The following is a 22,233-nucleotide window of genomic DNA, read 5'->3' on the forward strand; positions in this document are numbered from 1 at the left end:
AGTTGTCATCATGAATATAGAATGGAGAGCGAGCAATGCTATAGTGGTGTCCCAGATGCTACGGGGTGGTGAGGTTGGAACCATAGATATCAAGATCTATATGGATGGCCAACGTTATTCAGTTGCAGATTTCAGTGAGGAGGCAACTGATGATCTGTACCGTTCAATATTCCTCTATCACAACACTGATAGTCTATTAACTGAAGAAGCTCGACTGGAGTTCATCGCTCTGGAAATGGGTCACTGGTGTCCTGCAACTGAAAGTAGACTAGTGGAATGGCTAACGTCGTTCCATACTGCGATACGTGCACGGTGTCTTTCGGTTTGTTGTGAGTCTGGATACCCTAGCGTGCCATCTTTGTGTTGGCAGGTGGAGCGGGTAAATTATAAGTTTGCTCTTCTGTTTGAGCGTTGCCCATCGGCGCGCTCATTACATCAACGCTTATTAGTCATCGCATGCCAAGAGCTGTTAAAACTCTATGAAAGGTTGAGAGACAATCATGCAGAGTCGTCATCGCAATCTGTGTTGAACTGTCTTTCTCGACTTTTGTTTGAACGCAACCATATTGCAGGCTGGCGTCCATACGAACAGAGAAAGAAAGCATATCGTGGAACGGGCTACCATGATGAAATCGAGGAGTTTGCCTCTAGTTGGCCGGCTTATCGGCATGAGCACTTGTGTACTCAGCGCCGTGCATCCGTAAACCACCTGATAACCATTGCTTTAAGCAGCATGCTCGCTATGTCAGTCGTGTTAATGTTCAATATTCATTTGATGAAACAGGATGGACATTTGACTTTGAGTCTACTTATATTGATCTGCTTGCTTTATGGTGGGCGTGATGTTGTCAAAGAAGTTCTCAAAGTAAAGATCACCAAGCTGCTTAACAAATTTAATTTCTACCGAAGATATAAATTGATTCGACCTGGAAGTTTTCGAATCATTGGTAAGCGCAAAACTCGGATGCAGTCTCAATTTATCCCGCATAAAACATCATCTAAGCTGTGTTTGCAAAAAGCGGAGAGTATCTCTGTTGCCAAAAGACTTAGTAAACATTCGATATCAGTGTACTGCGAGACTCAAATATCACTAAACAACTTAGACAAATATCGTAAGACGCAGCATTTTAGAGTGCTGAATCAGCATGGAGAAAGTGAACGTACACCGATACGAGATAATCGTGATTTGCATATTTGTATCCAAATCACTCAATCAAATAGAAACACAATAACAAAATCGTTTCGTTGTAATGATAAGGACAACAGTCGTTGGTTTGAAATATAACCCGCAAGGTAGCTGGTGGTCTTTAAAGCGCAGTTATTGGCTGTTAGACATGGCGATATCTGTGTTGGTTAGATGATTAGCTACTTCGCTTTCTTTTTGAAACTCTTCCGCTCTCTGTGTATGATTGGCTGCTTTTTCTTGATGACGATAACCGCTTTATCAGGGAAGCATGGATAATTCCACGATATTCAAAGCGGATTTGATGGGTAAAATTATTAGGTAAAACAATGACCAAGCCAGATAACACAAGCAATTTCCAATCAAACCGCTTATCCGTGGCACCGATGCTCGATTGGACAGAAAGTGTTTCTATATATGGCTTTGCATAAGTTGAGGGGTACCATAGGGGAACTATTGACCTATGGCACTGTCAAAACCGACATAGTTTCGGTTCAAGTTTTCTAATCTTTTATGTGGACAAAATGCTTTACATACACAACTATTACAAAGCTAATGACCTTGAGGCTAGCACTTGATGGTCATAAAACAAAGAGGTGTGTTCATGGCTATTAAAAATGATGTACGTTCTACTATTGATGAAGAGTTGGATGCTCTTTTGAAAAAATATGACGAACACATTAAGCAAATGGAAGATGAGGCTGTTAGTCTGATTGATAACGTTGGTGATGACGTTTATCACGTAAGGGTCGCACAACTCAGCGAAGATGAAACTGTAAATGATCAGATTCGAGCTGCTTCATGTGTTGTTGAGCAAGCTGGTATCGCGAAAGGCGCAGTTTAATAATGGGTTAAACCTAACCAAGGAATGGTTACAATAAGTGGGACTAATAAAACCGACATTTCTCCTAGTGTTCTTTATTGGTATGGCAGGTTATCATTATCTGGAAAACCTACACACCAAGCACTATCAGCTTAAACGAAGCAGTGGTAATCATACTTTTTTCCTTATCTCCGCCTATGGTCTCGTGTTCTTTGGGGCTGCCGTTCTTTTGTATGGACTGTTTCTGTTAGCTGGTAAGGCGCTAGGTATTGAATCTAGTGTCGGACATCTAATTCTTTGCTGGGTATTTTCGTTGGAAGAGGATAACAGCAATGCCGCTGCTATCGACGTAGCTCTAATTGCTGTTTGTTTAAGCATTTCTACCAAGTATTACCACTACGGTCCCAACATAAAAGAGTTTTTTTCAGGCAATGGCTTCTCTTTCAAGAGTGTGTGTTTGTACAGACAAGAAACTTTCAAAAAACAAGCTAGCGAGTTTAAAAATGCTTTTTTGAATGATCCCGAGAGCCCTGAGTTTACAAGGACTATTAGAGACTCTCTGCAAACACGATTACCAATTCTATTTACCATGTCTGATAACAAAGTATACGTTGGGTATATTTATGAAGTTACACCACGGCCTAGGGTGTCAGACATATTGCTCTTACCGATATTGAGTGGTTATCGCAATGATAAAACTCAGAAATTTCTCCCAACCACTCCCTATGAAAAAGTCTTGTCGATGGTTAAAGATAAGCGAAAGCAGGCCTTCGTTGATTCGTTGGAAAAAGATGGAGTTAAGGTGTCTGAAGAATCTATGAATAGTTTCTTAGAGCAGCATGATGAGCTATTTAAGAAAGAAAGCTGGGCGCAGTTCGTTGTAACACTGCCAATTCGAGAAATTGTACATGCTCACCTGTATGACGCTACGTTGCAAGGCGAGTTCGATAAACTATCACCTAGCCTTCAAGAATAATTAGCCATTGACTTTTACATTCGTTGTCCCGACCAAACTACTTCTCCAATGATCTCAAAGTCAGCTCCTTTGATATCTTCCTTTCCAAGCTCCCAAGGTTCATAAGCTGTGTTGTCGCTAACTACCTTAATGCCATTAGGTAAGAACTGGAGTCGTTTAACCATCAATCGTCCATCATATCTAAAGACATAAATTCCATCTGTAGAGAAGCCGTCAACGCGGTTGACCATTACGATGCTTTGATTCTTTAACGTGGGGCTCATACTGTCACCACGAACAGGCATCAAGAACACATTTGCAGGGTTGTAGCCTAAGTCTTGCCTCAAGAACTTTTCGCTAAACACCATCGCGGTTGATTCTTCTTCTTTCTCGACAAGCGCCCCGTGTCCAGCACTTACCTCAATATCAAAGAATTTTAGCTCTAGGTAACCCATAGGCAATGTGGTTGCTTTCTGTGACAGCTGTCTAGCTTTCAGGAAGATTTTTTCGGGTATGTTTTGGCGCTCTCGCCATGTGTAGATTGTTTTGGGCGATATCTCTAAAACCTTTGCCAGCTCTGCGTTGGTAGAGGTATTCGTAACTTCTTTAAGTTTCCTCAAACTTAACTCAAAATCACTCATAATTATCTCAATTCTTCAAAAGTGGGTTGAAATGTAGAAATAATTCCTCATAATTAACTCAAATCGTTTTTGAGGAAACTTGAGGAGTTGCGAATTAACTTTAGTTACCTCAAGTGTACAACATGGAGGAAATATGAACACAAATTTTGCACTATTGGCGCGATTTGAAAGCCCTACAGTTGAACTAAAGCAGGTATGCCAAGAGTTTTTCGGCATCACACCCAAAACGGCAGAGCAGCGAGCTAAGGCTTGTGACTTCCCCGTTCCTACCTTCAAATTGCGTGATTCTGAGCGCAGCCCATCACTAATCAAAATTGAAGATCTCGCAGCGTACATCGACCAACGCCATGCTGAAGCAATGAACGATTGGCAGTCAGTAAATGGAGGTATCTGATGAGCACACCATTACACGGCATCAACCTAGATTTCACTCATTCAAGCGAAGCCAAGCTTTTGTATAAGGTGATTGAAAATCAAATGCAGCCTAGCAACAGCACTGACCAAGATAACTATCTCACGGGTGTGCTTATTCAGCTTGAGGAGGCAATTGAACTTATGGAAAGCGTCGAGGCTTAGCATGAAAGTATCTGACCCCATTCATTTGCCGTGCCCCGATATGGCGGGGTGCGCCAACTTCGACCCTGACAAGAGTGAAAAATCAGCGCGTATGGTTCAAAAGCTACGCTCTGAGCTTGGCTTGAACCGCCCACGCGCTCGCAAACTCAACGTTAACCCTCTCACTTGGACTAAGCGTTAATCAATGCAGAAAATCGGTAAGACCACCAATAATCCGTTGACTAAGCTCCCGACCAATCTGCGTCAGGAGCTTGCAACGTATGTGATGAAAAACCAAGCTACGGCGCCGCATTTGGCGATGGTAGCGGAAAAGCATCAACCGCTATGTGGCGCCACGCCCAAAGAGCGTGTGTTTGAGTTTGCTCACCAAGTCGCTAACAAGTTCAAGCTACCTAATGACATTCGCAACTACCTTGATAAAGCGTCAGCGGTTCGTTTTCGCAAGTACGGCTTTAAGCGAGCATTGCAATTCATTGAGTCACGCAGTGCGGCGGCATCGTCAGCACTTGGCGTATTGCCAGAGCCATATTGGACTATCAACACAGAGTTAAAACGTGCTCGCCTTGCAACTGAGTTATCAGGGCGCGCAAGTTTTCACTTTGAACTCGTCGCCAAAACAGGCGGCACGGCGTTTGATGCGATTAAACGCATTCATGAATATGTTGGGGCTTGCCTTTGGATGCCTCAATTTGAAGTTGCCAACGATGAAGATGAGGCTTATTCCATCCTTGCCCGTTTGCTTGATGAGGGCGTATGGCGCCGAGCAATCGACAAACAGACCATTGCAGCGTTTGAGAATGCACGTAGGGCGGCGGGAATGGTGTCGCCGCATATCTCCCCTTATGCGTCGATTTCGGCGTGTGAGTGGCTCAAGATTCGCCAAGAGCGACAGCGTGAGTGGTTAGAACTCATGGCGATTGAATCCGTTGAGGGTGATGTGGTGGAAATGTCACAGGTGCATGAGTCGTCACAGTCCAACCCTGTTAATCGTCGTCATGAACTCATGACCCGCATTGCTGGCTGTCAGGAGTATGCCGACTCAAACAACCACGCCGCCATTTTTATCACTATGACCGCACCAAGCCGTTTTCACCGACTCACCAAGCGCGGTGAATATTGGATTGAAAACACCCATTGGGACGGTGGCACACCGAAAGGTGCTCACGCTTGGCTGTCTATGTCTTGGAACCGTTTTCGAGCATGGGCGGGGCGCCATGACTTAACCTATTACGGGATGCGAGTCGTGGAGCCTCACCAAGACGGCACACCCCATTGGCACGGCGTGTTTTTCATGCCGCTTGAGCAAATGCCCGTGTTTATCAGAATGCTTCAGGAATACCAATTTCAGCGTGACAGCGATGAGCTTTATTTCAGGAACGGTGACCCAAAACACCGAGCTATGAAAGCGCGCTTTGAAGCCAAGATGCTGGACGGCACTGAAGGCGGCGCCGTGGCTTACCTTGCCAAGTACATTTCTAAGAACGTTGACGGTTTTGGGCTTGAGGATTTATCGGATCTCGACAATAAGAAAGCCAAGCTGCAAGACACGGTGAAAAACGTCACTTCATGGTCGCGCACCTTTTGTTTTCGTCAGTTCCAATTTCAAAAAACACCGTCTGTCACGGTATGGCGCGAGCTAAGACGCATTAGCGATGAGCAAGAATATTGCACCTTTGAGAAGGCGCGCCGTGCGGCTGATGCGGGTTTTTTCTCTGCTTTTTTCGATTACATGGGCGGTCACCGACTACCTCAATCCATGCGCCCAATTACCACCAAGAAAGAAGCCAAAGAGAACAAATACGGCGAAATGACAGCGCGTGTTATTGGGCTACGTGGAAGCGGTCTAGAAGTGCTCACCCATGAGATAGAGTGGAAGCTCATCAAAAAGCCTTCCGACTTGTCGGAGGCTTCTTCAAGCAAGCGGGAGCTTGCGCCTTGGTCTAGTGGCAATAATTGTACGCAGAAAATTTCGCTACCAAGACAACAACAAATCATTGATAACTTTTTCCTGTTCAACGAGCTAGATAGGTTTGGCTCGCCAGAGTGGGAGGAGTTCGCCGCCAGAGGTGGCACCTAGCTTACTGCCAACGATGTGAATCAGGGGCAACCTTAACAACACCATTACCAACGTCGAGAGACAGGGGAACACCATGAAAACCATGACCAAAGATGAGTGCCAAGCCGAGCTTGTGCGCCTTAACACCATTGACGCACTGGAAGCAGAATTAGAAACGGCGTTTGATACTGTCAAAGATTTCTCTCCAGGTGAGCTTTTATCGCTGGCGCCCAAAGTCATTATGGGCGGCGCTGACCCGCTTTCCGTGCTTGGCTTAGACCCTAAGCTCATCGAGAAAGCAAAACTGGTCGCCAAGTCAAACCGAGCTATTCGAGAGCAGCGCAAGCAAGCGCTTGAAAAGCAGTTGAATGCAGTGATTGAGGAGGCGACCACCAATGAGTAAAACGCCCAATCCAGTGCGCGGCTATGTGCCGTGCCCTGTTTGCAGCAGCACTGCCACCGTTCACATGGTGGGGGAAGGTCGCTTGATAGATAGCGGGGAAACGGTCAAGAACGGGCGCAACCTTGGTTTGCTCTATTACAAGTGCCCTAGCTGCGGTAACAGTTCAATGAGCAAAACCGTGAGTGGCTATTGCACTGACAACATGACCGAAACCGCCGATGCGCTCCAAGCCTTATCTGACAAGGTTGAGCCAACTGTTGTGGAGTCGGTTGAATCAACGGTTGAACCGAGTGTTGAAAGCGTTGAGATTTTTTCGCCTACGGTAACCCCTCCCGCAGAGGTGCTGCCACCAACCGAGCCCAGTACCACTGAAACCACTGAGCCAGCAACAAACCTGAAACCGCAAATTTTCAAGGTTGCCGCCTGTCTTGGCGTCATTGTCGTGTTGCTGTTTGCCATCAAACGCATGTTAGCCAAGCCACAACCGAGTGAGGAGGGCGTTAGCCATGACTAACCCAACCGTTGAAACAAGTGCTGACAACCTCGATGAGTTGGACGCTTACATTGCCAACCTCAACAATGAGCCGTCAGTACAAGAAGGCGCGTTAGCCTCAACTGAAAGTCAGACTGAGGTAGATACCAGCGAGGCGTTTGATGCGCTGGTCACTACTGGGCTTGTGGTGGTTGAGCAAGCCGTGTCGATTCTCAAAGACATTGATTTTGAGTTTGATGAGCGCGCCAAGCAAAGCGTGGTGAATGCGGCTCGCCCTGTTGCCAAGCAATACGGCGGTGCACTTCTCGACCAATGCGGCGATTACATGAATGTCATGACCCTTGCCTTGGCAATCCTTGGCTTGTGGTGGGCGTCTAAAAAGCAAATCACCGCCCTTGAACTGAAAAAGCAGCAGGAGGCAGAGCGTGACTCTCATCGTAAACCCGATTAACTCCAACCCATCCCACGACGCTGAGCACACCGTTTACCTTGGCGGAACGGGTAGCGGCAAAACCAGTGCAGTGAAATACATGGGGCTCGTACCTAAGAAGTCACAAGCTCTGTTCTTTGATCCGTACCGCAACTACGCAGGGCAAAAGTTTCACGGGCAAATGTGTCACGGCTTTACTGACCCTGCCAAGTTTATCAAGGCGGCGGTACAAGGACGCCGTGCGGGATGTTCGTTTAAGCTCGCCTACATACCACCAAAAGGCGCGTGTATGTCCGAGCTTGAAACCTTCAGCGCAATTGCTTGGGCGCTTGGCGATGGTCACAAACCCAAACTGCATGTAGTGATAGAGGAGCTGGCAAGCTGCGCGGAAACGTCAGGAAAGCTTGAGGGCAAAACGGGTGAATTACTTCGTGGTGGTCGCCAGTTTGGTCATGTGGTTCACACCATCTTTCAGCGAGGGCAAGAGGTGCCCAAAACTGTCACTAACCAATCAAGCGTGTGGTGGCTTGGTGCGGTGAACTCTGGCGTGGATGCGGATTGGGTAGCCAAGCAAAAAGGGGTTCACTCGAATGAAGTGGCTGACCTTAAAAGTGCCAAAGTAAACAAGCAATGCAGTGGCAAAGCGATTGCCGAATACCTGATTATTCGTGACGGTATTGGCAACCTAGAGCGCGGCGCATTGAACTGCGAAACGGGCAAAAGGCTCTCTCGAAACTATCGTTAACCTCTCATTTCAACCTATAGGTTAAAAGTTATACCTATAGGTTGAACCCTAGTGACGAACTCCCCGCCACCTGATTTGATATTGACTCCTTTAAACCTTTCCAACGCTGTGAAGCAGGGGAAACATATGAAAGCTAGTCATAAAACAATGCTGATGACCATCGTGGTCATGCTGATTGCATTGGCAGTCATTAACAACGTAGGCGCGCTCAAGCCTATCAAAGAGCAAATCAATGGTAACTCAGGGTGGTTTTAAGCTATGGAACTACTAAGCACACCATTTAACCCGCGCCCACTTGATTTAGACCCTGTTGAGGGTGTGAATTGGGGCAACCAAGCTACACTGCGTTTGGTAAGTGGTCCTACATATCAATCTATTGAGTTGGTCACCGATATTACTGACCCTGCCGATGTTGAGCGTGTACGCATCACGCTAAATGGTAAGGAGGTGTACAACCTAACAGGTCAAGACTTGGTAGATCTTCAAGAACACCGTAAGCAGTTTACCCAAGATGGTCGCTACGTTATCCCATTTGCGGATTTAACCCTTCGTACTAAGGGCGGCGTTCGTACTGGTGAATTGGTCACGCTGCAAGGTGAAATCTGGTTTGTGTATATCCAGCTTGCCTCGAAAGCGGGTGGCACTCCTGCGCCAAGTATCCGTGCTCGCTCTCATACGACTGCGGCACAATCTCAGCGTATTTACTTACCGCGCATCTACTCACTGACTTGGTTCGCCAGTGCGACAGGTCGCACGCCGTTTGATTTTCCTGAGCGTTCGCCAGCGTTTTCACTCAAGCGTGTTCACTTCAAAGACTCGTCTATTGACCGTGTTCGCGTCATGCGTGACAGCGTGGAAGAAATCAATGTCACCAAAGCGGATAACGCTTTTGACTTGGCGATTTCAGGTCTAGAGCAAAACGCAGGTTGGTTCAGTCTTGATTTTGTTCGAACGGGCTTTGGTGTTGAGGGGCGCTTGCCTACCAACGCACTAAAACAGCTTCAATTCGAACTGGATAAGTCACAGAACGGCAGTGTGCCAGTACTGATTGAAGCGATTGAGCAAGTGGGCGTTATCGCAGCGAAATAAAGGGGGTGACCAATGGAAAACCCTAGTGTGACTCAAACCTCCTCAAGTGGTGGTTGGTTTGACAGCATCCTAGAGGGTGCAGGTGAGATTGTTGGCGGCGCGGTGGATGTGGTCGGCGGCTTTGGTGAGGATTGGCTTGGTATCAAGATGGATAACGAGTTAGACCGCGCTAAGTCTGCCAGTCCAGACGAGAATCGAGCTAACAACAATGATTACCAGCAACCTAACGGGCAACCAGTGCACACCACTTCGGGCGGTATGCAGTGGCAAAGCGTGGCAATCATCGCGCTATTGGCTGTGTTGGTGCTAGGCGGCTTTGCGTTTGCGCTCAAAGGGGGCAAGTGATGCCGTTAGCTTATTTAGGCTTGGCGGGGGTGACCTTGGGTTACCTCACTGCCAAGGAAATCAACAAAGCAAAGTGGATGATTCTAGCTGTGATTGCGGTGGTTATCTGGTTCAAGTTGAGGTGGTAAATGATTGGTTTTGATTCTCTAACGAATAGCGGCTCAATGCCTATCAATGCAGGTGGCGGCGCGGCTGGTCCATCATCTTCTCATGGCTCGACCCGTTCAGGGCAAAGCGTAGGTGGTATCAACATGGGCGGCGGTATGCCGACTTGGTTGATTGTCGCTGGGGTGGTTGCCGTGCTCATTGTCTGGATGCGCAAAAAATGATTCGCGTCGTAACCCAAAACCAAGCATCCATAGACAGTCTCAAACCTGCTTTTCGTGCCTGTCCGAATGACTTTGATGTGATGAAGCATGAGATTGAAGCGGGGCGAGTAAGCATTTATCGCATTCAAGGCGAAGGGGTAGATTGCTTGCTGGCGGGAGAGGTGCGCGGTCAAACCTATTTCATTTGGGCGGCAGTGGGTACCAATGCGCTCAAGGCGACCCGTGTGCTTTCTGAGTTCGTCAAAAAGAACCAATTAACCGCAATGGCTTGCCACTCTTATTTCCCTTTGGTGGTGAGGCTACTTAAAAGGTTAGGTGGTGTGACGGAGACAGCGCACGGTGACGCCAAATATCTAAAGTGGAGGTTGTAGCATGGGCGGTGGTGGCGGTAGCTCCTCAAGCAATACAACAACGAATACCAAAAACGTCAGTGGTCAGAATGCCATTGACGGTGACAACTTAGGCGTAGCAGTCAGCGGGGTGAGCGATTCCACGCTCAATATTACTGCCACTGACCACGGCGCCGTGGATAAATCCTTTGAGTTCGGCAAAGAAACCCTAGCGTTTGCCAGTGACACGGTAGACGAGTCATTTGCTTTTGCGGGTGACGCGCTGGACGAATCTTATGAGTTCGCCAGTGGCGCCATGAGTGAAACGCTTGGCTTGGTTGAGCGCAACACCGATAACAGTCTCAAGTTCGCGGCGGGTGCACTTAACGAGTTCAGTACCACCAATAGCGAAAACTTGCAGATGATGGCAGGGCTTGCAGGTAACCAAGCGGCTCAAAATACGGAAAACCTCGCCAAGCTCACCGAGCTTGCCAAGTTCAAACAAGACAACGGACAAAGCGCACTGAATAAGCAGCAATTGATACTCATGGCAGTGATTGTGCTGGTGCTTGGTTTTGTTCTCTTTAAGGCGGTGCAGAAATGAACCTCAATCTAGTCAAAGGGCAAACCATCCCTCTCACTATTGAATCGACTTGGCTCTTTGTTGAGTCGATTGCTGGCAAGTTATCGGTTCAAGTGGACGCGACAGGGGAGAGTTTTTCTCTACCTAATCGCTCAGTGCTTCGATATGGCAAACCGTTAGGTCGAATCCTGCTATCGGGAGAGGGAGAGCTTTCTCTTGAGCATGGTGTGGGTGATTTCACTCCGCCAGTGGAAGGTCAAAAGCTCGATATTCAAACTATGCCCTCCGTTAGTTTTTTGCCTGGACAAACGGTAGGAGTGACCGAGTTACCCAAAGTCGAAATTGAAGCAGGGCAAAGCGTGGGGGTTTCCTCACTGCCAAAGGTGCAGATTGAAGATGGTCAGCAAGTTGACATCAAAACCCTGCCTGACGTTCAACTCAAAAACGGTCAGTCGGTGAATATCGGCACCATGCCAAGCATTGAGCTGGCAGTGGGACAGAGTATCAAGGTGCTCTCAGGTAGCGCGCTTTCAACCATTAGCGGAGAAATGCCTCTAGAGGTGCCCGCTAATCCTGCCCGCAATGGCGTCATCATCAAAGCCAGCAGCGCCAACACAGGGCTAATCAGTCTTAACGGCTTTGAGCTTACGGCAGGCGAAAAGCTCACGGTTCCAACTGCTGCCACATTCACCTTAACAGGTACCGCGCCAGATAAAGCGCAGGTATTGGAGTACTAATTATGTCCGTTTTTCCTGCGCTACCAACGGGTAGCAGTCGAAACAAAATAGAGTTCCTATATGACTTGCTCAAGAATCAAGGTGGCGGCAGTAGTCAAACCCTTCTAGCGCCGATTTCAACCTACAGCAACGGTTCGGGTGACACTGAAAAAACTATTCAGCTCGGTAAGTCGCCGTTTTGGGATGCAATGGAAAGTCCCTTGGTCGACACGTTGTTTTTCAATAACTCGCAAGACGGGCTCATTGACTTATCTCAGCTACTTAAAAGCACTGAGCCAACGACGAATGAGTTTTTATGGCTGACTTTCAATCTGAGCATGTTTTTCAAATTGGAGGTATCTGACCCTATTGCGCCTGAAGTACTAGAGACAGAGCTTAAAAAGCTTCGTGTTAAGGCTGAGTTATCCATGCTCATTGATGCTGAAAACACAGTGAAGCTTGGTTACTCAAAAATCACACCTAAGCTGGCGAAAGTGGATGAGCCGACAGAATACGGTTTTGCACTAGAGAACGAATTCTCGCTCATGATTGACCCTATGAAGCTCGATGAATGGCTGACTTACGGTGAAGGAAAACCCGTTCGACTCGACCTTGATATGAAGATTGGCGGTGATTCGGGTAATCACTTTGATGCTGGATTGGTTAAGGCAGATGACCACTTCGGAGTACTGCGTTTTGTTGGATTCAATAAGCCAGCATTCAAACAGCCACCTCCACCCGTAGAGGAGTAATCCAATGCTGCGCGCAATTGTTCTATTAACAATCATCGGCGTGCTGGCATGGAGTGCGCCTAAAGGAGTCAATATCGTGAAATCTCAACTTAATCGCGGGATACGTAACAACAACCCGCTCAATATTCGCATTAGTAACAATGCTTGGACGGGTAAAGTCACACCGTCTAAAGACAAGGCATTTGAAACCTTCTCACACTCGAAGTACGGCTTTCGTGCGGCGACTAAGCTCATTCGCAACTACCAAAACCTGTATGGGCTAAACACCCTTCAAGGGATTATCGGCCGCTTTGCACCTAAGAGTGACAACAATGACACGGATAACTATGTACAGTTCGTGGCTGGTCGGCTCAATGTTGGCGCCAACACTCAGCTCAACCTCTTTGATGATGAGTTCATGACTCGTCTAGTGCATTCCATGTCGATTATGGAAGTCGGGCGCTACTACTCATTAGAGGATGCGGCTCAAGGGGTGGCACTGGCATGACCCGAAAAGAAGTAATGCAACGTCTAGCGGTTGGCATCCTGACCGCTTTAATCAGCGCTTATATCTGGAAGCGCATCAACGGCTAGGAGTACTAACAATGAAAATAGATTTAAAACAGGCATCGACTAAGAAGGGGCTTGCGCTAATCGGTGCAGGTGTAGCACTGGCAACGGGGCACCCTGAATTATTAACGGCAAGTGTGACGCCTGAAGGTTTGCAATTGGGTGGCTTGATTGGTGTAGCTGCACCGATTTTGGTTGGGTTGTGGGAGGCGATACGAGATGAGTTTAATGGCTGAGTATCAAAGTGTGATTGTTGCTGCGGTTAGCGCTCTATCAAGTGGAGTTGGAGTAGGAGTCGCGCTCAAGACTGATGTTAAGTGGTTACGTTTGATGATGGAAAAAATGGATGAGCGTTTAACTAGGTTAGAAAACAGAGAATACTAGAGTGAGGGGGGAGTCGGTTTGATTAGTTTTAAGTTTTTATAGAAGGATTTCTTGCTATACCTATGTCAATCATCAGCCATAAAAAAAGTGTGATTCTAGTTTTTAATACCTATCTTATTTAGTTGAAACGTTAGTACAGGATCTGAAAACGTTCATCATCTTTAGATAACGAGATGAACATCGGGCACTGTATTGTGGCTTAACAAACTATTCTCTGAATTTTGTTGTAGAGGACAAATACATAGGGATATGTAAGATGCTAAATGATCTAATAAACAACAGGTTTTCAGTAGTAATTTACGGTTCTGAGAGTGAAGAGTTCTCGATAAACAAAATAGGTATAAATTCAACGGCCTTAGGTGGGGGGCAATACTGATTGCTGTACAAGCCGTAGAACATGAAGGACAGTTGGTATCAGGAAATCATGGCTACTGGTTAGTTCCAGAGAAAGAGGTTATTGAAAGCAGCGATACGTTTTGGAGAATTCCAGCTGATTCGCCAATAGTAAAACTAAAGCCGGAAGTGGGCCTCGCATCTGATTTTACTGACGATGATCCAACAATCCTGAAAGACTACAGAGGACATCTTCGTGTTCGAAACGTCAAGTTTGAGGGGACTAAAATTTGTGCAGATTTTGACGTTAGAGCTGAAGTGAAAATATTCGGTAAGTGGGTAAAAGTCTTCTCCACAAACAAACGATATTGTGTAGCCATACCTGGCACTTGTGCCGATATTTTTGATTGGGGAATCGTTAAGGTTCATGCGTGTGTGGAGGATAAACAATTGTGCTTAAAAGCTTCCGCTGCAGGGAAGCAATTTGCTTCTACCTGTATCGATTTGTGATTTTTTTGTCTTCACTTGCGGCGGTCTAATTAGTATCTCTGTGTAGTTTATGTGGAAAAAGTTGAGTATATACTTGCCACAAGATGTTCAGGTTGCGATGCCCCGTCACTTGGGCTACTTCTTCAATGGAGTAGCCTTTCTCGAACAACCGACTAGCCCCTTCACGGCGCAAATCATGATAGCGTAAATCCTTAATCCCAAGCTTGTTCCTGACTCTTTGAAAGCCAGCTGTCACACTTCGAGAGTTGAATGGAAAAATCAACTCACTCTCATTTGGCTGGCGCATTGCAATATCAAACGACTCAGCCAATAAAGGAACAATCATGTGATTCCCTTGTTTCTTACGCGGGTCTTTACGGTCACGCACAACCACAGTTTTATGTTCTTCGTTAATATCTTCCCAACGCAAAGAGCAAACTTCACCAATCCTCATGCAAGTCAAAATACTAAATTCAAGGATATCGACAAACGGAATACGAGCTTGCCCATTAGCTCTGGCGTTTTGGCGCTCAATCAACCCTTGCTTTAGTGCTTCGAGTTCTTCTCTAGTAGGGCGGCGGGTACGCTTATCACTTTTACCGATAAGCTGCATGTCTGTTAGTACCGGTACTGCTTCATCAAAGATCTTATAGTTGGCTTCTATGTCGAACACGGGGTTAGCTTTCTTCATTACAGAACGAAGATAAGCAATATCGTGATAGATGGTTGCAGGTTTGGCGCCTGCACCACGGCGATTTTTGCAGTGCTGTATTAGGTCGCTAGTTTTTAGCTCATTGCTGTCTATTTGCGCTATATCGCAATCTCTGAGCATTTCTATAACGTAGCGCTTGGTTCGCCCTGTGTTGTTCCATAAATCCTTATCTGCCATGAACTTATCGAGGAGTACCGAAAGGGGGACTGTTTTGGTACTATTTATGCCGTTTAATTCAATGTCGGATAGGCGTTTCTTACCGTAGGTACGAGCGTGCTCTTTCTTTTTGAAAGTCTTTGACTCTCTGTGTATGATTGCCTGCTTTTTCTTGACGATGATTGTTGCTTTATAGCGGAATTCACCGTTTTTAAGTTGCCGCTTTTCGATTGAGAGTGAAGCCATTCCGTCGTCCTACTCTTTGAGGGGTACTGTAAGGGGTACTATAGGACGAAATTTGGGAAAATTCCACGATATTCAAAGCGGATTTGATGGGTAAAATTATTAGGTAAAACAATGACCAAGCCAGATAACACAAGCAATTTCCAATCAAACCGCTTATCCGTGGCACCGATGCTCGATTGGACAGACAGACATTGCCGTTACTTTCATCGTCTACTGTCGTCACAAACTTTGTTGTACACCGAGATGGTAACAACAGGTGCGATCATTCATGGTAAAGGTGATTTTCTCGCGTATAACGAAGAAGAGCATCCAGTGGCACTGCAGCTAGGTGGTTCAAACCCTGCTGACTTGGCAACCTGTGCAAAGCTTGCTGCTGAGCGTGGTTATGATGAAGTAAACCTGAATGTAGGCTGCCCATCAGATCGCGTACAGAATGGCCGCTTCGGTGCATGCTTGATGGCAGAACCTGATTTAGTGGCTGAGTGCGTAGCGGCGATGCGTGAAGTGGCTGATATTCCAGTGACGGTAAAAACTCGTATTGGTATCGATGATCAAGACTCGTATGAGTTTTTGACTAAGTTTGTCTCTACGGTATCTGAGAAGGGCGGTGTTGATCAGTTTACCATTCACGCACGTAAAGCTTGGCTAAGTGGCTTGAGCCCTAAAGAGAACCGTGAGATACCACCGTTGGATTACCCTCGCGCTTACCAAATTAAGAAAGACTTCCCACATCTGAATGTGGCAGTAAATGGCGGCGTAAAAACTCTAGAAGAATCTTTAGAGCACTTGCAGCACCTTGATGGCGTGATGATTGGTCGTGAGGCGTATCAGAACCCTTACATCCTCGCCCAGGTTGACCAGCTTATCTTTGGTTTAGACACTCCAGTGAAAAAGCGCAAGCAAGTCGTTGAAGAGATGTATCCGTACATTGAGCGTCAGCTTTCTAATGGCTCGTACCTTGGTCATATATCTCGTCATATGATTGGCTTGTTCCAAGCAATGCCAGGCGCAAGGCAGTGGCGTCGTTACATCAGTGAAAATGCACATAAGAAAGGTGCAGGCATTGAAGTGCTTGAAACAGCACTAGCAAAAATCCCATCTGAACTGGATGTGTAATTTACCAATCATTTGGCGATAAATACCAACTCCGACTGTGCGAAAGCGAGTCGGAGTTTTTACTTTCAGCTATCTATATGATTTTTAAAGAATCTAAAAGTTGGAACGCTTCCTGCAGTCTATTTGAGTAATTCAAAAGACTTAAACTAGCAACGAAATGGGAGAGGTTATGTTTGAACTAATTTTCGTTTTGGTATTTCTTGCAACTCTTGTCATGACAGGCGTTACGTTTGTCACGGTGACAATGGCGATTGTGGTGTCGTTCGCGGTGATGTTTCTGTTGGGTATGGTTGGGGTTGTTTTAAATCTCTTGCCTTACATTATTGCCTTCCTTATAGCGATTTGGATCTATAAAAAGGTAATGGCGCCCACAAATTAACAAACTGATCACAAATAACCCTACAGGGATAAGCACAATTGCTATAGTTATCTATATGACCAAGGGCGTCGGTCATTATCGGATTTCTGGAGGGAGCCATGACAATTACGGAATTGAAGTATTTATTCCATCAAGATTTACTGGCAGAAGCGATCATTGAACCCGCCGAATCCGAAGGCGGTTGGATCGTTGAGTTTCGCCACAAACAAGGCGGTTTCGTTATGCTGACGGATATTCACGGCGCTGAGTGTCAGTACAATGATCTCGACAAAGCGTCTAAATCAGCGCTCGCCGTCGGCTTTACTGAGGTTCGTATTGAGGCTAAATAGCCTCCCTACCAAACGAACCTCTTCTTCCAAAAAAGTTATAAAACATTCATATCTATTCTTTCTTGTTATTAAGGTGGTTGGTTAATCTATCGTCACGCAATGATTAGGGATGTCGTGACAATGTCTTCAAACGTAAAACAGTCGCCGAACGGTAATAACAATTCTCAAGAATTACCAAGCCTAGCTGCTCCACTTAACGATCAGCAGCTATCACAACTACAACAAGCATCAACGAACCTATCTTCAAACCAGCTTGCATGGGTAAGCGGTTATTTTTGGGGATTGAGTCAGGCGGGTGCACCATCAGCGCTTACTCCAGTTGCCAGCGCAGTGAATACAGCAGCGGCAGCCGTACCAGCAGGTAAGCTGACCATTATCTTTGCTTCTCAAACGGGTAACGCCAAAGGGGTTGCTGAGGAGCTAAAAGAAGAAGCTTCTGCGCTTGGTATCGATGTTGAGCTATTTGATGCCAGTGACTACAAAGGTAAGAACTTGGCAAAAGAGACACACGTCATTGTTGTTGCCTCTACAAACGGTGAGGGCGAAGCACCTGATAACGCGATTGAGCTACATGAGTTCCTTCAATCTAAGAAAGCGCCAAAACTTCCGAATCTTAAGTATGGTGTTATTGGCTTAGGCGATTCTAGCTATGAGTTTTTCTGCCAAACGGGTAAAGATTTTGATGAGTACCTTGGCAAGTTAGGTGCAACCTCATTTATTGATCGCATCGACTGCGACGTTGATTACGACGCACCAGCGGGTGAGTGGCGAGCGAAAGCGCTAGAGGTCATCAAAGAAGATCTTGCCTCTCAACCGGCAGACGTTGTGACACTGCCTGTGGCAACTGCAGCCGCTACGGTTAACTACACCAAGAAAAATCCATATACCGCTACACTACTGACGAGCCAAAAGATCACGGGTCGTGATTCTGGCAAAGATGTTCGTCATGTCGAGATTGATCTTGAAGGCTCTGGCATCACTTACAAGCCGGGCGATGCGTTGGGTGTGTGGTTCGAAAACAGCAGTGAGCTGGTGGATGCACTTCTTGCTCAAGTTGGACTATCAGGTATTGAAAGTGTGGATGTGGATGGGGAGAGCCTATCATTACGCTCTGCACTGATTAAGCACTACGAGATCACCGCAGCAAATCCTCAACAAGTAGCACAGTATGCGGAGATTTCTGGAAGTAAAAAGCTTGAGAAGCTAGCGGCTGATAAAGACAAACTTCGCGAGTATGCTTCGAATACCCAAGTGATTGACGTATTTAAAGAGAAGAAAGCAAAGCTAGAGGCCGAGCAACTACTGGGTCTACTACGTCGTTTAACCCCACGTCTCTATTCAATTGCATCCAGCCAAGAAGAAGTCGATGAAGAAGTTCACCTAACGGTTGGGCTTGTTGAATATCAAGCGGGCGAGGAAAGCCGATTTGGCGGTGCATCTTACTTCCTATCGCGTGGATTAGAAGAAGGTGGTGAAGTTAAAGTATTCGTTGAGCACAACAATAACTTCAAGCTACCAGAAAATGGTGACACGCCAGTGATTATGGTGGGTCCTGGTACGGGTATTGCACCATTTAGAAGCTTCATCCAAGAGCGTGATAACCAAGGCGACAGCGGCAAAAACTGGTTGTTCTTTGGCGACCGCACGTTCACTCAAGATTTCCTATATCAAGTGGAATGGCAAAAGTATCTGAAGTCAGGTGTGCTAAACCGATTGGATGTGGCCTTTAGCCGTGACCAGCACGAGAAGGTGTATGTTCAGCATCGATTGCTAGAACAAGGTGAGCAGGTATGGCAATGGCTTCAGGAAGGTGCCCACATTTATGTATGTGGCGATGCCAACCATATGGCCAAAGATGTTCACAATGCCCTGATTGAGATCGTTAAGGTGCATGGTGGAAAAGAAGCTGACCAGGCGGAAGAATTTGTCAACGAACTAAGAAAAGCAAAACGTTATCAGAAGGATGTGTACTAATGAGCAAGCAATCAGCCACTATTCAAGAAGTGTTGGGTGAAGAGTTGGGGCCGTTGTCTGATAACGAGCGTCTAAAAGGGCAGAGTAACCTACTGCGCGGAACCATTGAGAACGATCTGCAAGATCGCATCACAGGTGGATTTACCGCTGACAACTTCCAGCTCATTCGTTTCCACGGTATGTATCAGCAAGATGACCGTGATATCCGTAACGAGCGAGCTAAGCAAAAACTAGAACCTCTACACAACGTGATGCTTCGCGCACGTATGCCGGGCGGTATTATCACGCCTAAGCAATGGTTAGCTATCGACAAGTTTGCGACTGATCATTCGCTGTATGGAAGTATTCGTTTAACGACGCGTCAAACGTTTCAGTTTCATGGTGTGCTGAAGCCAAACATCAAGCTAATGCACCAAACGCTGAACTCTATCGGCATTGATTCTATTGCGACAGCCGGTGATGTGAACCGTAACGTGCTATGTACGACTAACCCTGTGGAATCAGAGCTACATCAAGAAGCCTATGAGTGGGCGAAAAAGATCAGTGAGCATTTGCTTCCGAAAACCAAAGCGTATGCAGAGATTTGGCTTGATGGTGAGAAAGTAGAATCTACTGCATCAGAAGGTAAGGAAGAAGACGAACCTATTCTGGGTAAGAACTACTTACCACGTAAGTTCAAAACGACAGTCGTGATCCCACCGCAAAATGATGTGGACGTGCACGCCAATGATCTGAACTTTGTCGCGATTGCTGATAACGGCAAGCTGGTGGGTTTCAACGTTCTTGTTGGCGGTGGCCTTGCCATGACTCACGGTGATACGTCTACGTACCCAAGACGTGCGGATGACTTTGGTTTTGTTCCTCTGGAGAAAACACTAGATGTAGCAGCAGCGGTTGTGACAACTCAGCGTGACTGGGGTAACCGTTCAAATCGTAAGAATGCCAAGACTAAGTACACACTAGACCGCGTTGGTATTGATGTATTCAAAGCAGAAGTTGAAAAACGTGCGGGCATTAGTTTCGAGCAAAGCCGTCCATACGAGTTTACCGAGCGTGGCGACAGAATTGGTTGGGTTGAAGGTATCGATGGTAAATACCACTTAGCGCTATTCATTGAGAATGGTCGACTTCTCGACTTCCCGGGTAAGCCTCTTAAAACAGGTGTTGCTGAGATTGCGAAGATCCACAAAGGCGACTTTAGGATGACGGCAAACCAAAACCTGATTGTCGCTAAGGTATCTAAGTCAAACAAGGCCAAGATTGAGAAGATCGCTCGTGAACATGGTCTGATGGACGATGCGGTATCTGAGCAGCGCAAAAACTCGATGGCCTGTGTCGCTTTCCCAACTTGTCCTCTTGCAATGGCAGAAGCGGAACGTTTCCTACCAAGCTTTGTTACTGATGTAGAGAGCATTCTGGATAAACACCAGATCCCAAGTGATGAGAGCATCATCTTGAGGATCACCGGTTGTCCAAATGGTTGTGGTCGAGCGATGTTGGCTGAAATTGGTTTGGTTGGTAAAGCGCCGGGCCGATACAACCTGCACTTAGGCGGCAACAAGGCAGGTACACGTGTACCTAAGATGTACAAAGAGAACATTACGGATGCACAAATCCTAGAAGAGATTGATGCTTTAGTAGGTCAATGGGCGGAGCAGCGTAATGAAGGTGAAGCATTTGGTGACTTCGTTATCCGTGCTGGGATTATAGAAGAGGTCAAAGTATCGAAAAGGGATTTCTATGCCTAGAGACGTTATCTCCCAGAAACAAGTAGCTAAAGCAGGCTCAGTTAGCGAAGTCGCGCAAGATCAGTCAAAAGCGCTAGAGCTTCAAGAGTTGTTGTCACTGACTAAAACCGAGCAGATTTTAAAGCTAGCAGAACTAAATGGTCAGCTTGAGCTATTGACTGCGAAGCAGAGAGTTGAGTGGGCGCTAGAGAATTTGCCAGGTGGGCATATCCTAAGTTCAAGCTTCGGAGTTCAGGCGGCGGTTATGCTTCACTTAATGACAAGTGTAAAAGCGGACGTTCCGGTAGTGCTTACCGATACAGGGTATCTATTTCCAGAAACGTATCAGTTTATAGATAAGCTTCAGAAGCAGTTAGATCTGAATCTACACATCTATAAAGCGAACATCTCGCCAGCTTGGCAAGAGGCTCGCTACGGTAAGTTATGGGAAAAAGGGCTCGATGGACTTAAACAATACAACCAGCTTAATAAAGTAGAGCCAATGAAAAGGGCACTCGAAGAGTTGGATGTTCATACTTGGTTTTCTGGCCTAAGACGTGAGCAGTCAGAGAGTCGAGCTAACTTGCCAGTACTGGCGATTCAAAATGGCCGTTTTAAGTTCTTGCCAATCATCGATTGGAACAACGAACAAGTTGATAGCTATATAGAAGAGCATGGCTTGAGTTACCACCCTCTTAAAGAAGCGGGTTACCTATCTTTAGGTGATACTCACTCTACAGTGAAGTGGGAACCAGGTATGAAAGAAGAGGAAACTCGCTTTAATGGTCTAAAACGTGAGTGTGGTTTACACGAAGACGACGGTGAGACAGACGGTTCTGGTATTTAACCGCTATTCACATCATTAAAAAAAGGAGGGCTTTGCCCTCCTTTTTTAATAACTCTGTGGATAACTTGTAGTCATTACTAGGATAAAGTTGAATAAATAAGGCTTTGAATGAAAAAGACGCGGTTAGGCGTTATTTTTGTATTTTTTCTAAAAAAAGGCTTGCTAATGTGATGAGGCTCTCTATAATGCGCTTCCACTGACACGGCAGAGCCCACAAGGGTTCGAGGCGATAGTCAGTAAGGCATTCAGCTTACAAGATGGTCTTCTAGTTAGATTTGAAAAAATCAAAAATAATTAGAAAAAGTGTTTGACACTGAGAATCATCTCGCTAGAATAGCCGCCTCTTCAAACGGAAAGCGAAACGCAGAGTTCTGAAGAGAATGTTCTTTAAAAATATAGACCTATCAATCTGTGTGGGCACTCGTTGATGATAATCAAATTAGATTCTTCTCTTAATAAAGAGGGGTTTCAAATTAGGTTTTCAATGAACTGAGTGACCAATCAAGTCGAAAGACTTGGCACAGTCAATTCATTATCGTTCTGT

At 46.2% G+C, this 22,233-nt stretch carries 32 protein-coding genes; 30 read left to right on the forward strand and 2 right to left on the reverse strand.

Going from position 1 to position 22,233, the window contains the following annotated elements:
- The first annotated feature begins 10 nt into the window (after nucleotides 1–10).
- The 3 genes from AC6I8Y_RS01865 to AC6I8Y_RS01875 all read left to right on the forward strand — a co-directional run bounded on the left by AC6I8Y_RS01865 (nucleotide 11) and on the right by AC6I8Y_RS01875 (nucleotide 2,982).
- Complete coding sequence (locus AC6I8Y_RS01865) at nucleotides 11–1,285, forward strand: hypothetical protein (protein WP_394154647.1); 1,275 nt, start codon at nucleotides 11–13, stop codon at nucleotides 1,283–1,285.
- Nucleotides 1,286–1,787: 502 nt separating this feature from the next.
- On the forward strand, nucleotides 1,788–2,027 hold the full coding sequence (locus AC6I8Y_RS01870; RefSeq protein ID WP_498020681.1) for a hypothetical protein: 240 nt from the start codon (nucleotides 1,788–1,790) through the stop codon (nucleotides 2,025–2,027).
- Between the two features lie 37 nt (nucleotides 2,028–2,064).
- Nucleotides 2,065–2,982, forward strand: coding sequence for a hypothetical protein (locus AC6I8Y_RS01875; protein WP_498020682.1), 918 nt, complete (start codon nucleotides 2,065–2,067; stop codon nucleotides 2,980–2,982).
- Nucleotides 2,983–2,996: 14 nt separating this feature from the next.
- Here AC6I8Y_RS01875 and AC6I8Y_RS01880 read toward each other — a convergent pair whose 3' ends face one another.
- Nucleotides 2,997–3,602, reverse strand: a complete 606-nt coding sequence (locus tag AC6I8Y_RS01880) for a S24 family peptidase (RefSeq protein ID WP_498020683.1) — start codon at nucleotides 3,600–3,602, stop codon at nucleotides 2,997–2,999.
- Between the two features lie 133 nt (nucleotides 3,603–3,735).
- Here AC6I8Y_RS01880 and AC6I8Y_RS01885 point away from each other — a divergent pair, with 133 nt between their 5' ends.
- The 21 genes from AC6I8Y_RS01885 to AC6I8Y_RS01985 all read left to right on the forward strand — a co-directional run bounded on the left by AC6I8Y_RS01885 (nucleotide 3,736) and on the right by AC6I8Y_RS01985 (nucleotide 14,224).
- Nucleotides 3,736–3,996 carry a pyocin activator PrtN family protein gene (locus tag AC6I8Y_RS01885; protein ID WP_498020684.1) on the forward strand — a complete coding sequence of 87 codons (261 nt, stop codon included), beginning with the start codon at nucleotides 3,736–3,738 and terminating at the stop codon, nucleotides 3,994–3,996.
- Complete coding sequence (locus AC6I8Y_RS01890) at nucleotides 3,996–4,178, forward strand: hypothetical protein (protein ID WP_479288659.1); 183 nt, start codon at nucleotides 3,996–3,998, stop codon at nucleotides 4,176–4,178. Before AC6I8Y_RS01885 ends, AC6I8Y_RS01890 begins: the two co-directional genes overlap by 1 nt.
- A 1-nt stretch (nucleotide 4,179) precedes the next feature.
- Nucleotides 4,180–4,359 (forward strand): hypothetical protein, encoded by a 180-nt coding sequence (locus AC6I8Y_RS01895; protein ID WP_479290741.1) that lies wholly within the window; start codon nucleotides 4,180–4,182, stop codon nucleotides 4,357–4,359.
- A gap of 3 nt (nucleotides 4,360–4,362) precedes the next feature.
- Nucleotides 4,363–6,255, forward strand: coding sequence for a replication endonuclease (locus AC6I8Y_RS01900; RefSeq protein ID WP_498020685.1), 1,893 nt, complete (start codon nucleotides 4,363–4,365; stop codon nucleotides 6,253–6,255).
- A 73-nt stretch (nucleotides 6,256–6,328) separates the two neighbouring features.
- Entirely contained in the window at nucleotides 6,329–6,637 is a 309-nt protein-coding gene (locus AC6I8Y_RS01905; RefSeq protein ID WP_498020686.1) for a hypothetical protein, read from the forward strand.
- Nucleotides 6,630–7,151 (forward strand): hypothetical protein, encoded by a 522-nt coding sequence (locus AC6I8Y_RS01910; RefSeq protein WP_498020687.1) that lies wholly within the window; start codon nucleotides 6,630–6,632, stop codon nucleotides 7,149–7,151. The genes AC6I8Y_RS01905 and AC6I8Y_RS01910 overlap by 8 nt, the downstream gene beginning before the upstream one ends.
- The gene (locus tag AC6I8Y_RS01915; RefSeq protein WP_498020688.1) at nucleotides 7,144–7,581 is read left to right on the forward strand and encodes a hypothetical protein; all 438 of its coding nucleotides are present in this window, start codon (nucleotides 7,144–7,146) and stop codon (nucleotides 7,579–7,581) included. The genes AC6I8Y_RS01910 and AC6I8Y_RS01915 overlap by 8 nt, the downstream gene beginning before the upstream one ends.
- Complete coding sequence (locus AC6I8Y_RS01920) at nucleotides 7,556–8,305, forward strand: hypothetical protein (protein ID WP_498020689.1); 750 nt, start codon at nucleotides 7,556–7,558, stop codon at nucleotides 8,303–8,305. Before AC6I8Y_RS01915 ends, AC6I8Y_RS01920 begins: the two co-directional genes overlap by 26 nt.
- A 126-nt stretch (nucleotides 8,306–8,431) precedes the next feature.
- Complete coding sequence (locus tag AC6I8Y_RS01925) at nucleotides 8,432–8,560, forward strand: hypothetical protein (RefSeq protein WP_286036894.1); 129 nt, start codon at nucleotides 8,432–8,434, stop codon at nucleotides 8,558–8,560.
- A gap of 3 nt (nucleotides 8,561–8,563) precedes the next feature.
- On the forward strand, nucleotides 8,564–9,394 hold the full coding sequence (locus AC6I8Y_RS01930; RefSeq protein WP_498020690.1) for a major capsid protein P2: 831 nt from the start codon (nucleotides 8,564–8,566) through the stop codon (nucleotides 9,392–9,394).
- Nucleotides 9,395–9,406: 12 nt separating this feature from the next.
- Entirely contained in the window at nucleotides 9,407–9,739 is a 333-nt protein-coding gene (locus AC6I8Y_RS01935; RefSeq protein WP_498020691.1) for a hypothetical protein, read from the forward strand.
- Nucleotides 9,739–9,867 carry a hypothetical protein gene (locus AC6I8Y_RS01940; protein WP_286036895.1) on the forward strand — a complete coding sequence of 43 codons (129 nt, stop codon included), beginning with the start codon at nucleotides 9,739–9,741 and terminating at the stop codon, nucleotides 9,865–9,867. Before AC6I8Y_RS01935 ends, AC6I8Y_RS01940 begins: the two co-directional genes overlap by 1 nt.
- Nucleotides 9,868–10,068 (forward strand): hypothetical protein, encoded by a 201-nt coding sequence (locus AC6I8Y_RS01945; RefSeq protein WP_498020692.1) that lies wholly within the window; start codon nucleotides 9,868–9,870, stop codon nucleotides 10,066–10,068.
- Nucleotides 10,065–10,439, forward strand: coding sequence for a DNAase (locus tag AC6I8Y_RS01950; RefSeq protein ID WP_498020693.1), 375 nt, complete (start codon nucleotides 10,065–10,067; stop codon nucleotides 10,437–10,439). Before AC6I8Y_RS01945 ends, AC6I8Y_RS01950 begins: the two co-directional genes overlap by 4 nt.
- Before the next feature lies 1 nt (nucleotide 10,440).
- Nucleotides 10,441–11,001, forward strand: coding sequence for a chemotaxis protein (locus AC6I8Y_RS01955; protein ID WP_498020694.1), 561 nt, complete (start codon nucleotides 10,441–10,443; stop codon nucleotides 10,999–11,001).
- The gene (locus AC6I8Y_RS01960; protein ID WP_498020695.1) at nucleotides 10,998–11,717 is read left to right on the forward strand and encodes a hypothetical protein; all 720 of its coding nucleotides are present in this window, start codon (nucleotides 10,998–11,000) and stop codon (nucleotides 11,715–11,717) included. Before AC6I8Y_RS01955 ends, AC6I8Y_RS01960 begins: the two co-directional genes overlap by 4 nt.
- Nucleotides 11,718–11,719: 2 nt before the next feature.
- Nucleotides 11,720–12,448, forward strand: coding sequence for a hypothetical protein (locus AC6I8Y_RS01965; protein WP_498020696.1), 729 nt, complete (start codon nucleotides 11,720–11,722; stop codon nucleotides 12,446–12,448).
- A gap of 4 nt (nucleotides 12,449–12,452) precedes the next feature.
- Nucleotides 12,453–12,935: a structural protein gene (locus AC6I8Y_RS01970; RefSeq protein WP_498020697.1), complete on the forward strand. Its 483-nt coding sequence runs from the start codon at nucleotides 12,453–12,455 to the stop codon at nucleotides 12,933–12,935.
- Nucleotides 12,936–13,032: 97 nt separating this feature from the next.
- Nucleotides 13,033–13,233, forward strand: coding sequence for a hypothetical protein (locus AC6I8Y_RS01975; protein WP_353497224.1), 201 nt, complete (start codon nucleotides 13,033–13,035; stop codon nucleotides 13,231–13,233).
- Complete coding sequence (locus AC6I8Y_RS01980; RefSeq protein ID WP_498020698.1) at nucleotides 13,226–13,381, forward strand: hypothetical protein; 156 nt, start codon at nucleotides 13,226–13,228, stop codon at nucleotides 13,379–13,381. The genes AC6I8Y_RS01975 and AC6I8Y_RS01980 overlap by 8 nt, the downstream gene beginning before the upstream one ends.
- Nucleotides 13,382–13,789: 408 nt before the next feature.
- Complete coding sequence (locus AC6I8Y_RS01985) at nucleotides 13,790–14,224, forward strand: hypothetical protein (RefSeq protein WP_498020699.1); 435 nt, start codon at nucleotides 13,790–13,792, stop codon at nucleotides 14,222–14,224.
- A gap of 25 nt (nucleotides 14,225–14,249) precedes the next feature.
- Here the strand turns inward: AC6I8Y_RS01985 and AC6I8Y_RS01990 are convergent, their stop codons facing one another.
- Complete coding sequence (locus tag AC6I8Y_RS01990; RefSeq protein ID WP_498020700.1) at nucleotides 14,250–15,317, reverse strand: tyrosine-type recombinase/integrase; 1,068 nt, start codon at nucleotides 15,315–15,317, stop codon at nucleotides 14,250–14,252.
- A 111-nt stretch (nucleotides 15,318–15,428) separates the two neighbouring features.
- Between AC6I8Y_RS01990 and dusA the strand changes: the two genes are divergently transcribed.
- The 6 genes from dusA (at nucleotide 15,429) to AC6I8Y_RS02020 (ending at nucleotide 21,689) form a co-directional block, all read left to right on the forward strand.
- Nucleotides 15,429–16,433 carry a tRNA dihydrouridine(20/20a) synthase DusA gene (gene dusA, locus AC6I8Y_RS01995; protein ID WP_252013278.1) on the forward strand — a complete coding sequence of 335 codons (1,005 nt, stop codon included), beginning with the start codon at nucleotides 15,429–15,431 and terminating at the stop codon, nucleotides 16,431–16,433.
- A 169-nt stretch (nucleotides 16,434–16,602) separates the two neighbouring features.
- Nucleotides 16,603–16,812: an envelope stress response protein PspG gene (locus AC6I8Y_RS02000; RefSeq protein ID WP_042478737.1), complete on the forward strand. Its 210-nt coding sequence runs from the start codon at nucleotides 16,603–16,605 to the stop codon at nucleotides 16,810–16,812.
- Nucleotides 16,813–16,910: 98 nt separating this feature from the next.
- Nucleotides 16,911–17,141: a hypothetical protein gene (locus AC6I8Y_RS02005; protein ID WP_042478735.1), complete on the forward strand. Its 231-nt coding sequence runs from the start codon at nucleotides 16,911–16,913 to the stop codon at nucleotides 17,139–17,141.
- Nucleotides 17,142–17,240: 99 nt separating this feature from the next.
- Nucleotides 17,241–19,115, forward strand: coding sequence for an assimilatory sulfite reductase (NADPH) flavoprotein subunit (locus tag AC6I8Y_RS02010; RefSeq protein ID WP_498020701.1), 1,875 nt, complete (start codon nucleotides 17,241–17,243; stop codon nucleotides 19,113–19,115).
- Nucleotides 19,115–20,863 carry an assimilatory sulfite reductase (NADPH) hemoprotein subunit gene (gene cysI, locus AC6I8Y_RS02015; protein WP_498020702.1) on the forward strand — a complete coding sequence of 583 codons (1,749 nt, stop codon included), beginning with the start codon at nucleotides 19,115–19,117 and terminating at the stop codon, nucleotides 20,861–20,863. Before AC6I8Y_RS02010 ends, cysI begins: the two co-directional genes overlap by 1 nt.
- Nucleotides 20,856–21,689: a phosphoadenylyl-sulfate reductase gene (locus tag AC6I8Y_RS02020; RefSeq protein ID WP_498020703.1), complete on the forward strand. Its 834-nt coding sequence runs from the start codon at nucleotides 20,856–20,858 to the stop codon at nucleotides 21,687–21,689. Before cysI ends, AC6I8Y_RS02020 begins: the two co-directional genes overlap by 8 nt.
- Nucleotides 21,690–22,233: the final 544 nt, after the last annotated feature.

This window comes from Vibrio sp. KUL78 (assembly GCF_059725505.1).

Coding starts and splice junctions, on each gene's coding strand:
- AC6I8Y_RS01885 (WP_498020684.1), top strand. CDS start 3,736: ATGAACACAAATTTTGCACTATTGGCGCGATTTGAAAGCCCTACAGTT.
- AC6I8Y_RS01905 (WP_498020686.1), top strand. CDS start 6,329: ATGAAAACCATGACCAAAGATGAGTGCCAAGCCGAGCTTGTGCGCCTT.
- AC6I8Y_RS01940 (WP_286036895.1), top strand. CDS start 9,739: ATGCCGTTAGCTTATTTAGGCTTGGCGGGGGTGACCTTGGGTTACCTC.
- AC6I8Y_RS01930 (WP_498020690.1), top strand. CDS start 8,564: ATGGAACTACTAAGCACACCATTTAACCCGCGCCCACTTGATTTAGAC.
- AC6I8Y_RS01865 (WP_394154647.1), top strand. CDS start 11: ATGAATATAGAATGGAGAGCGAGCAATGCTATAGTGGTGTCCCAGATG.
- dusA (WP_252013278.1), top strand. CDS start 15,429: ATGACCAAGCCAGATAACACAAGCAATTTCCAATCAAACCGCTTATCC.
- AC6I8Y_RS01870 (WP_498020681.1), top strand. CDS start 1,788: ATGGCTATTAAAAATGATGTACGTTCTACTATTGATGAAGAGTTGGAT.
- AC6I8Y_RS01980 (WP_498020698.1), top strand. CDS start 13,226: ATGGCTGAGTATCAAAGTGTGATTGTTGCTGCGGTTAGCGCTCTATCA.
- AC6I8Y_RS02005 (WP_042478735.1), top strand. CDS start 16,911: ATGACAATTACGGAATTGAAGTATTTATTCCATCAAGATTTACTGGCA.
- AC6I8Y_RS02010 (WP_498020701.1), top strand. CDS start 17,241: ATGATTAGGGATGTCGTGACAATGTCTTCAAACGTAAAACAGTCGCCG.
- AC6I8Y_RS01935 (WP_498020691.1), top strand. CDS start 9,407: ATGGAAAACCCTAGTGTGACTCAAACCTCCTCAAGTGGTGGTTGGTTT.
- AC6I8Y_RS02000 (WP_042478737.1), top strand. CDS start 16,603: ATGTTTGAACTAATTTTCGTTTTGGTATTTCTTGCAACTCTTGTCATG.
- AC6I8Y_RS02020 (WP_498020703.1), top strand. CDS start 20,856: ATGCCTAGAGACGTTATCTCCCAGAAACAAGTAGCTAAAGCAGGCTCA.
- AC6I8Y_RS01915 (WP_498020688.1), top strand. CDS start 7,144: ATGACTAACCCAACCGTTGAAACAAGTGCTGACAACCTCGATGAGTTG.
- AC6I8Y_RS01965 (WP_498020696.1), top strand. CDS start 11,720: ATGTCCGTTTTTCCTGCGCTACCAACGGGTAGCAGTCGAAACAAAATA.
- AC6I8Y_RS01970 (WP_498020697.1), top strand. CDS start 12,453: ATGCTGCGCGCAATTGTTCTATTAACAATCATCGGCGTGCTGGCATGG.
- AC6I8Y_RS01880 (WP_498020683.1), bottom strand. CDS start 3,602: ATGAGTGATTTTGAGTTAAGTTTGAGGAAACTTAAAGAAGTTACGAAT.
- AC6I8Y_RS01910 (WP_498020687.1), top strand. CDS start 6,630: ATGAGTAAAACGCCCAATCCAGTGCGCGGCTATGTGCCGTGCCCTGTT.
- AC6I8Y_RS01890 (WP_479288659.1), top strand. CDS start 3,996: ATGAGCACACCATTACACGGCATCAACCTAGATTTCACTCATTCAAGC.
- AC6I8Y_RS01945 (WP_498020692.1), top strand. CDS start 9,868: ATGATTGGTTTTGATTCTCTAACGAATAGCGGCTCAATGCCTATCAAT.
- AC6I8Y_RS01950 (WP_498020693.1), top strand. CDS start 10,065: ATGATTCGCGTCGTAACCCAAAACCAAGCATCCATAGACAGTCTCAAA.
- AC6I8Y_RS01960 (WP_498020695.1), top strand. CDS start 10,998: ATGAACCTCAATCTAGTCAAAGGGCAAACCATCCCTCTCACTATTGAA.
- AC6I8Y_RS01895 (WP_479290741.1), top strand. CDS start 4,180: ATGAAAGTATCTGACCCCATTCATTTGCCGTGCCCCGATATGGCGGGG.
- AC6I8Y_RS01975 (WP_353497224.1), top strand. CDS start 13,033: ATGAAAATAGATTTAAAACAGGCATCGACTAAGAAGGGGCTTGCGCTA.
- AC6I8Y_RS01900 (WP_498020685.1), top strand. CDS start 4,363: ATGCAGAAAATCGGTAAGACCACCAATAATCCGTTGACTAAGCTCCCG.
- AC6I8Y_RS01955 (WP_498020694.1), top strand. CDS start 10,441: ATGGGCGGTGGTGGCGGTAGCTCCTCAAGCAATACAACAACGAATACC.
- AC6I8Y_RS01925 (WP_286036894.1), top strand. CDS start 8,432: ATGAAAGCTAGTCATAAAACAATGCTGATGACCATCGTGGTCATGCTG.
- AC6I8Y_RS01990 (WP_498020700.1), bottom strand. CDS start 15,317: ATGGCTTCACTCTCAATCGAAAAGCGGCAACTTAAAAACGGTGAATTC.
- cysI (WP_498020702.1), top strand. CDS start 19,115: ATGAGCAAGCAATCAGCCACTATTCAAGAAGTGTTGGGTGAAGAGTTG.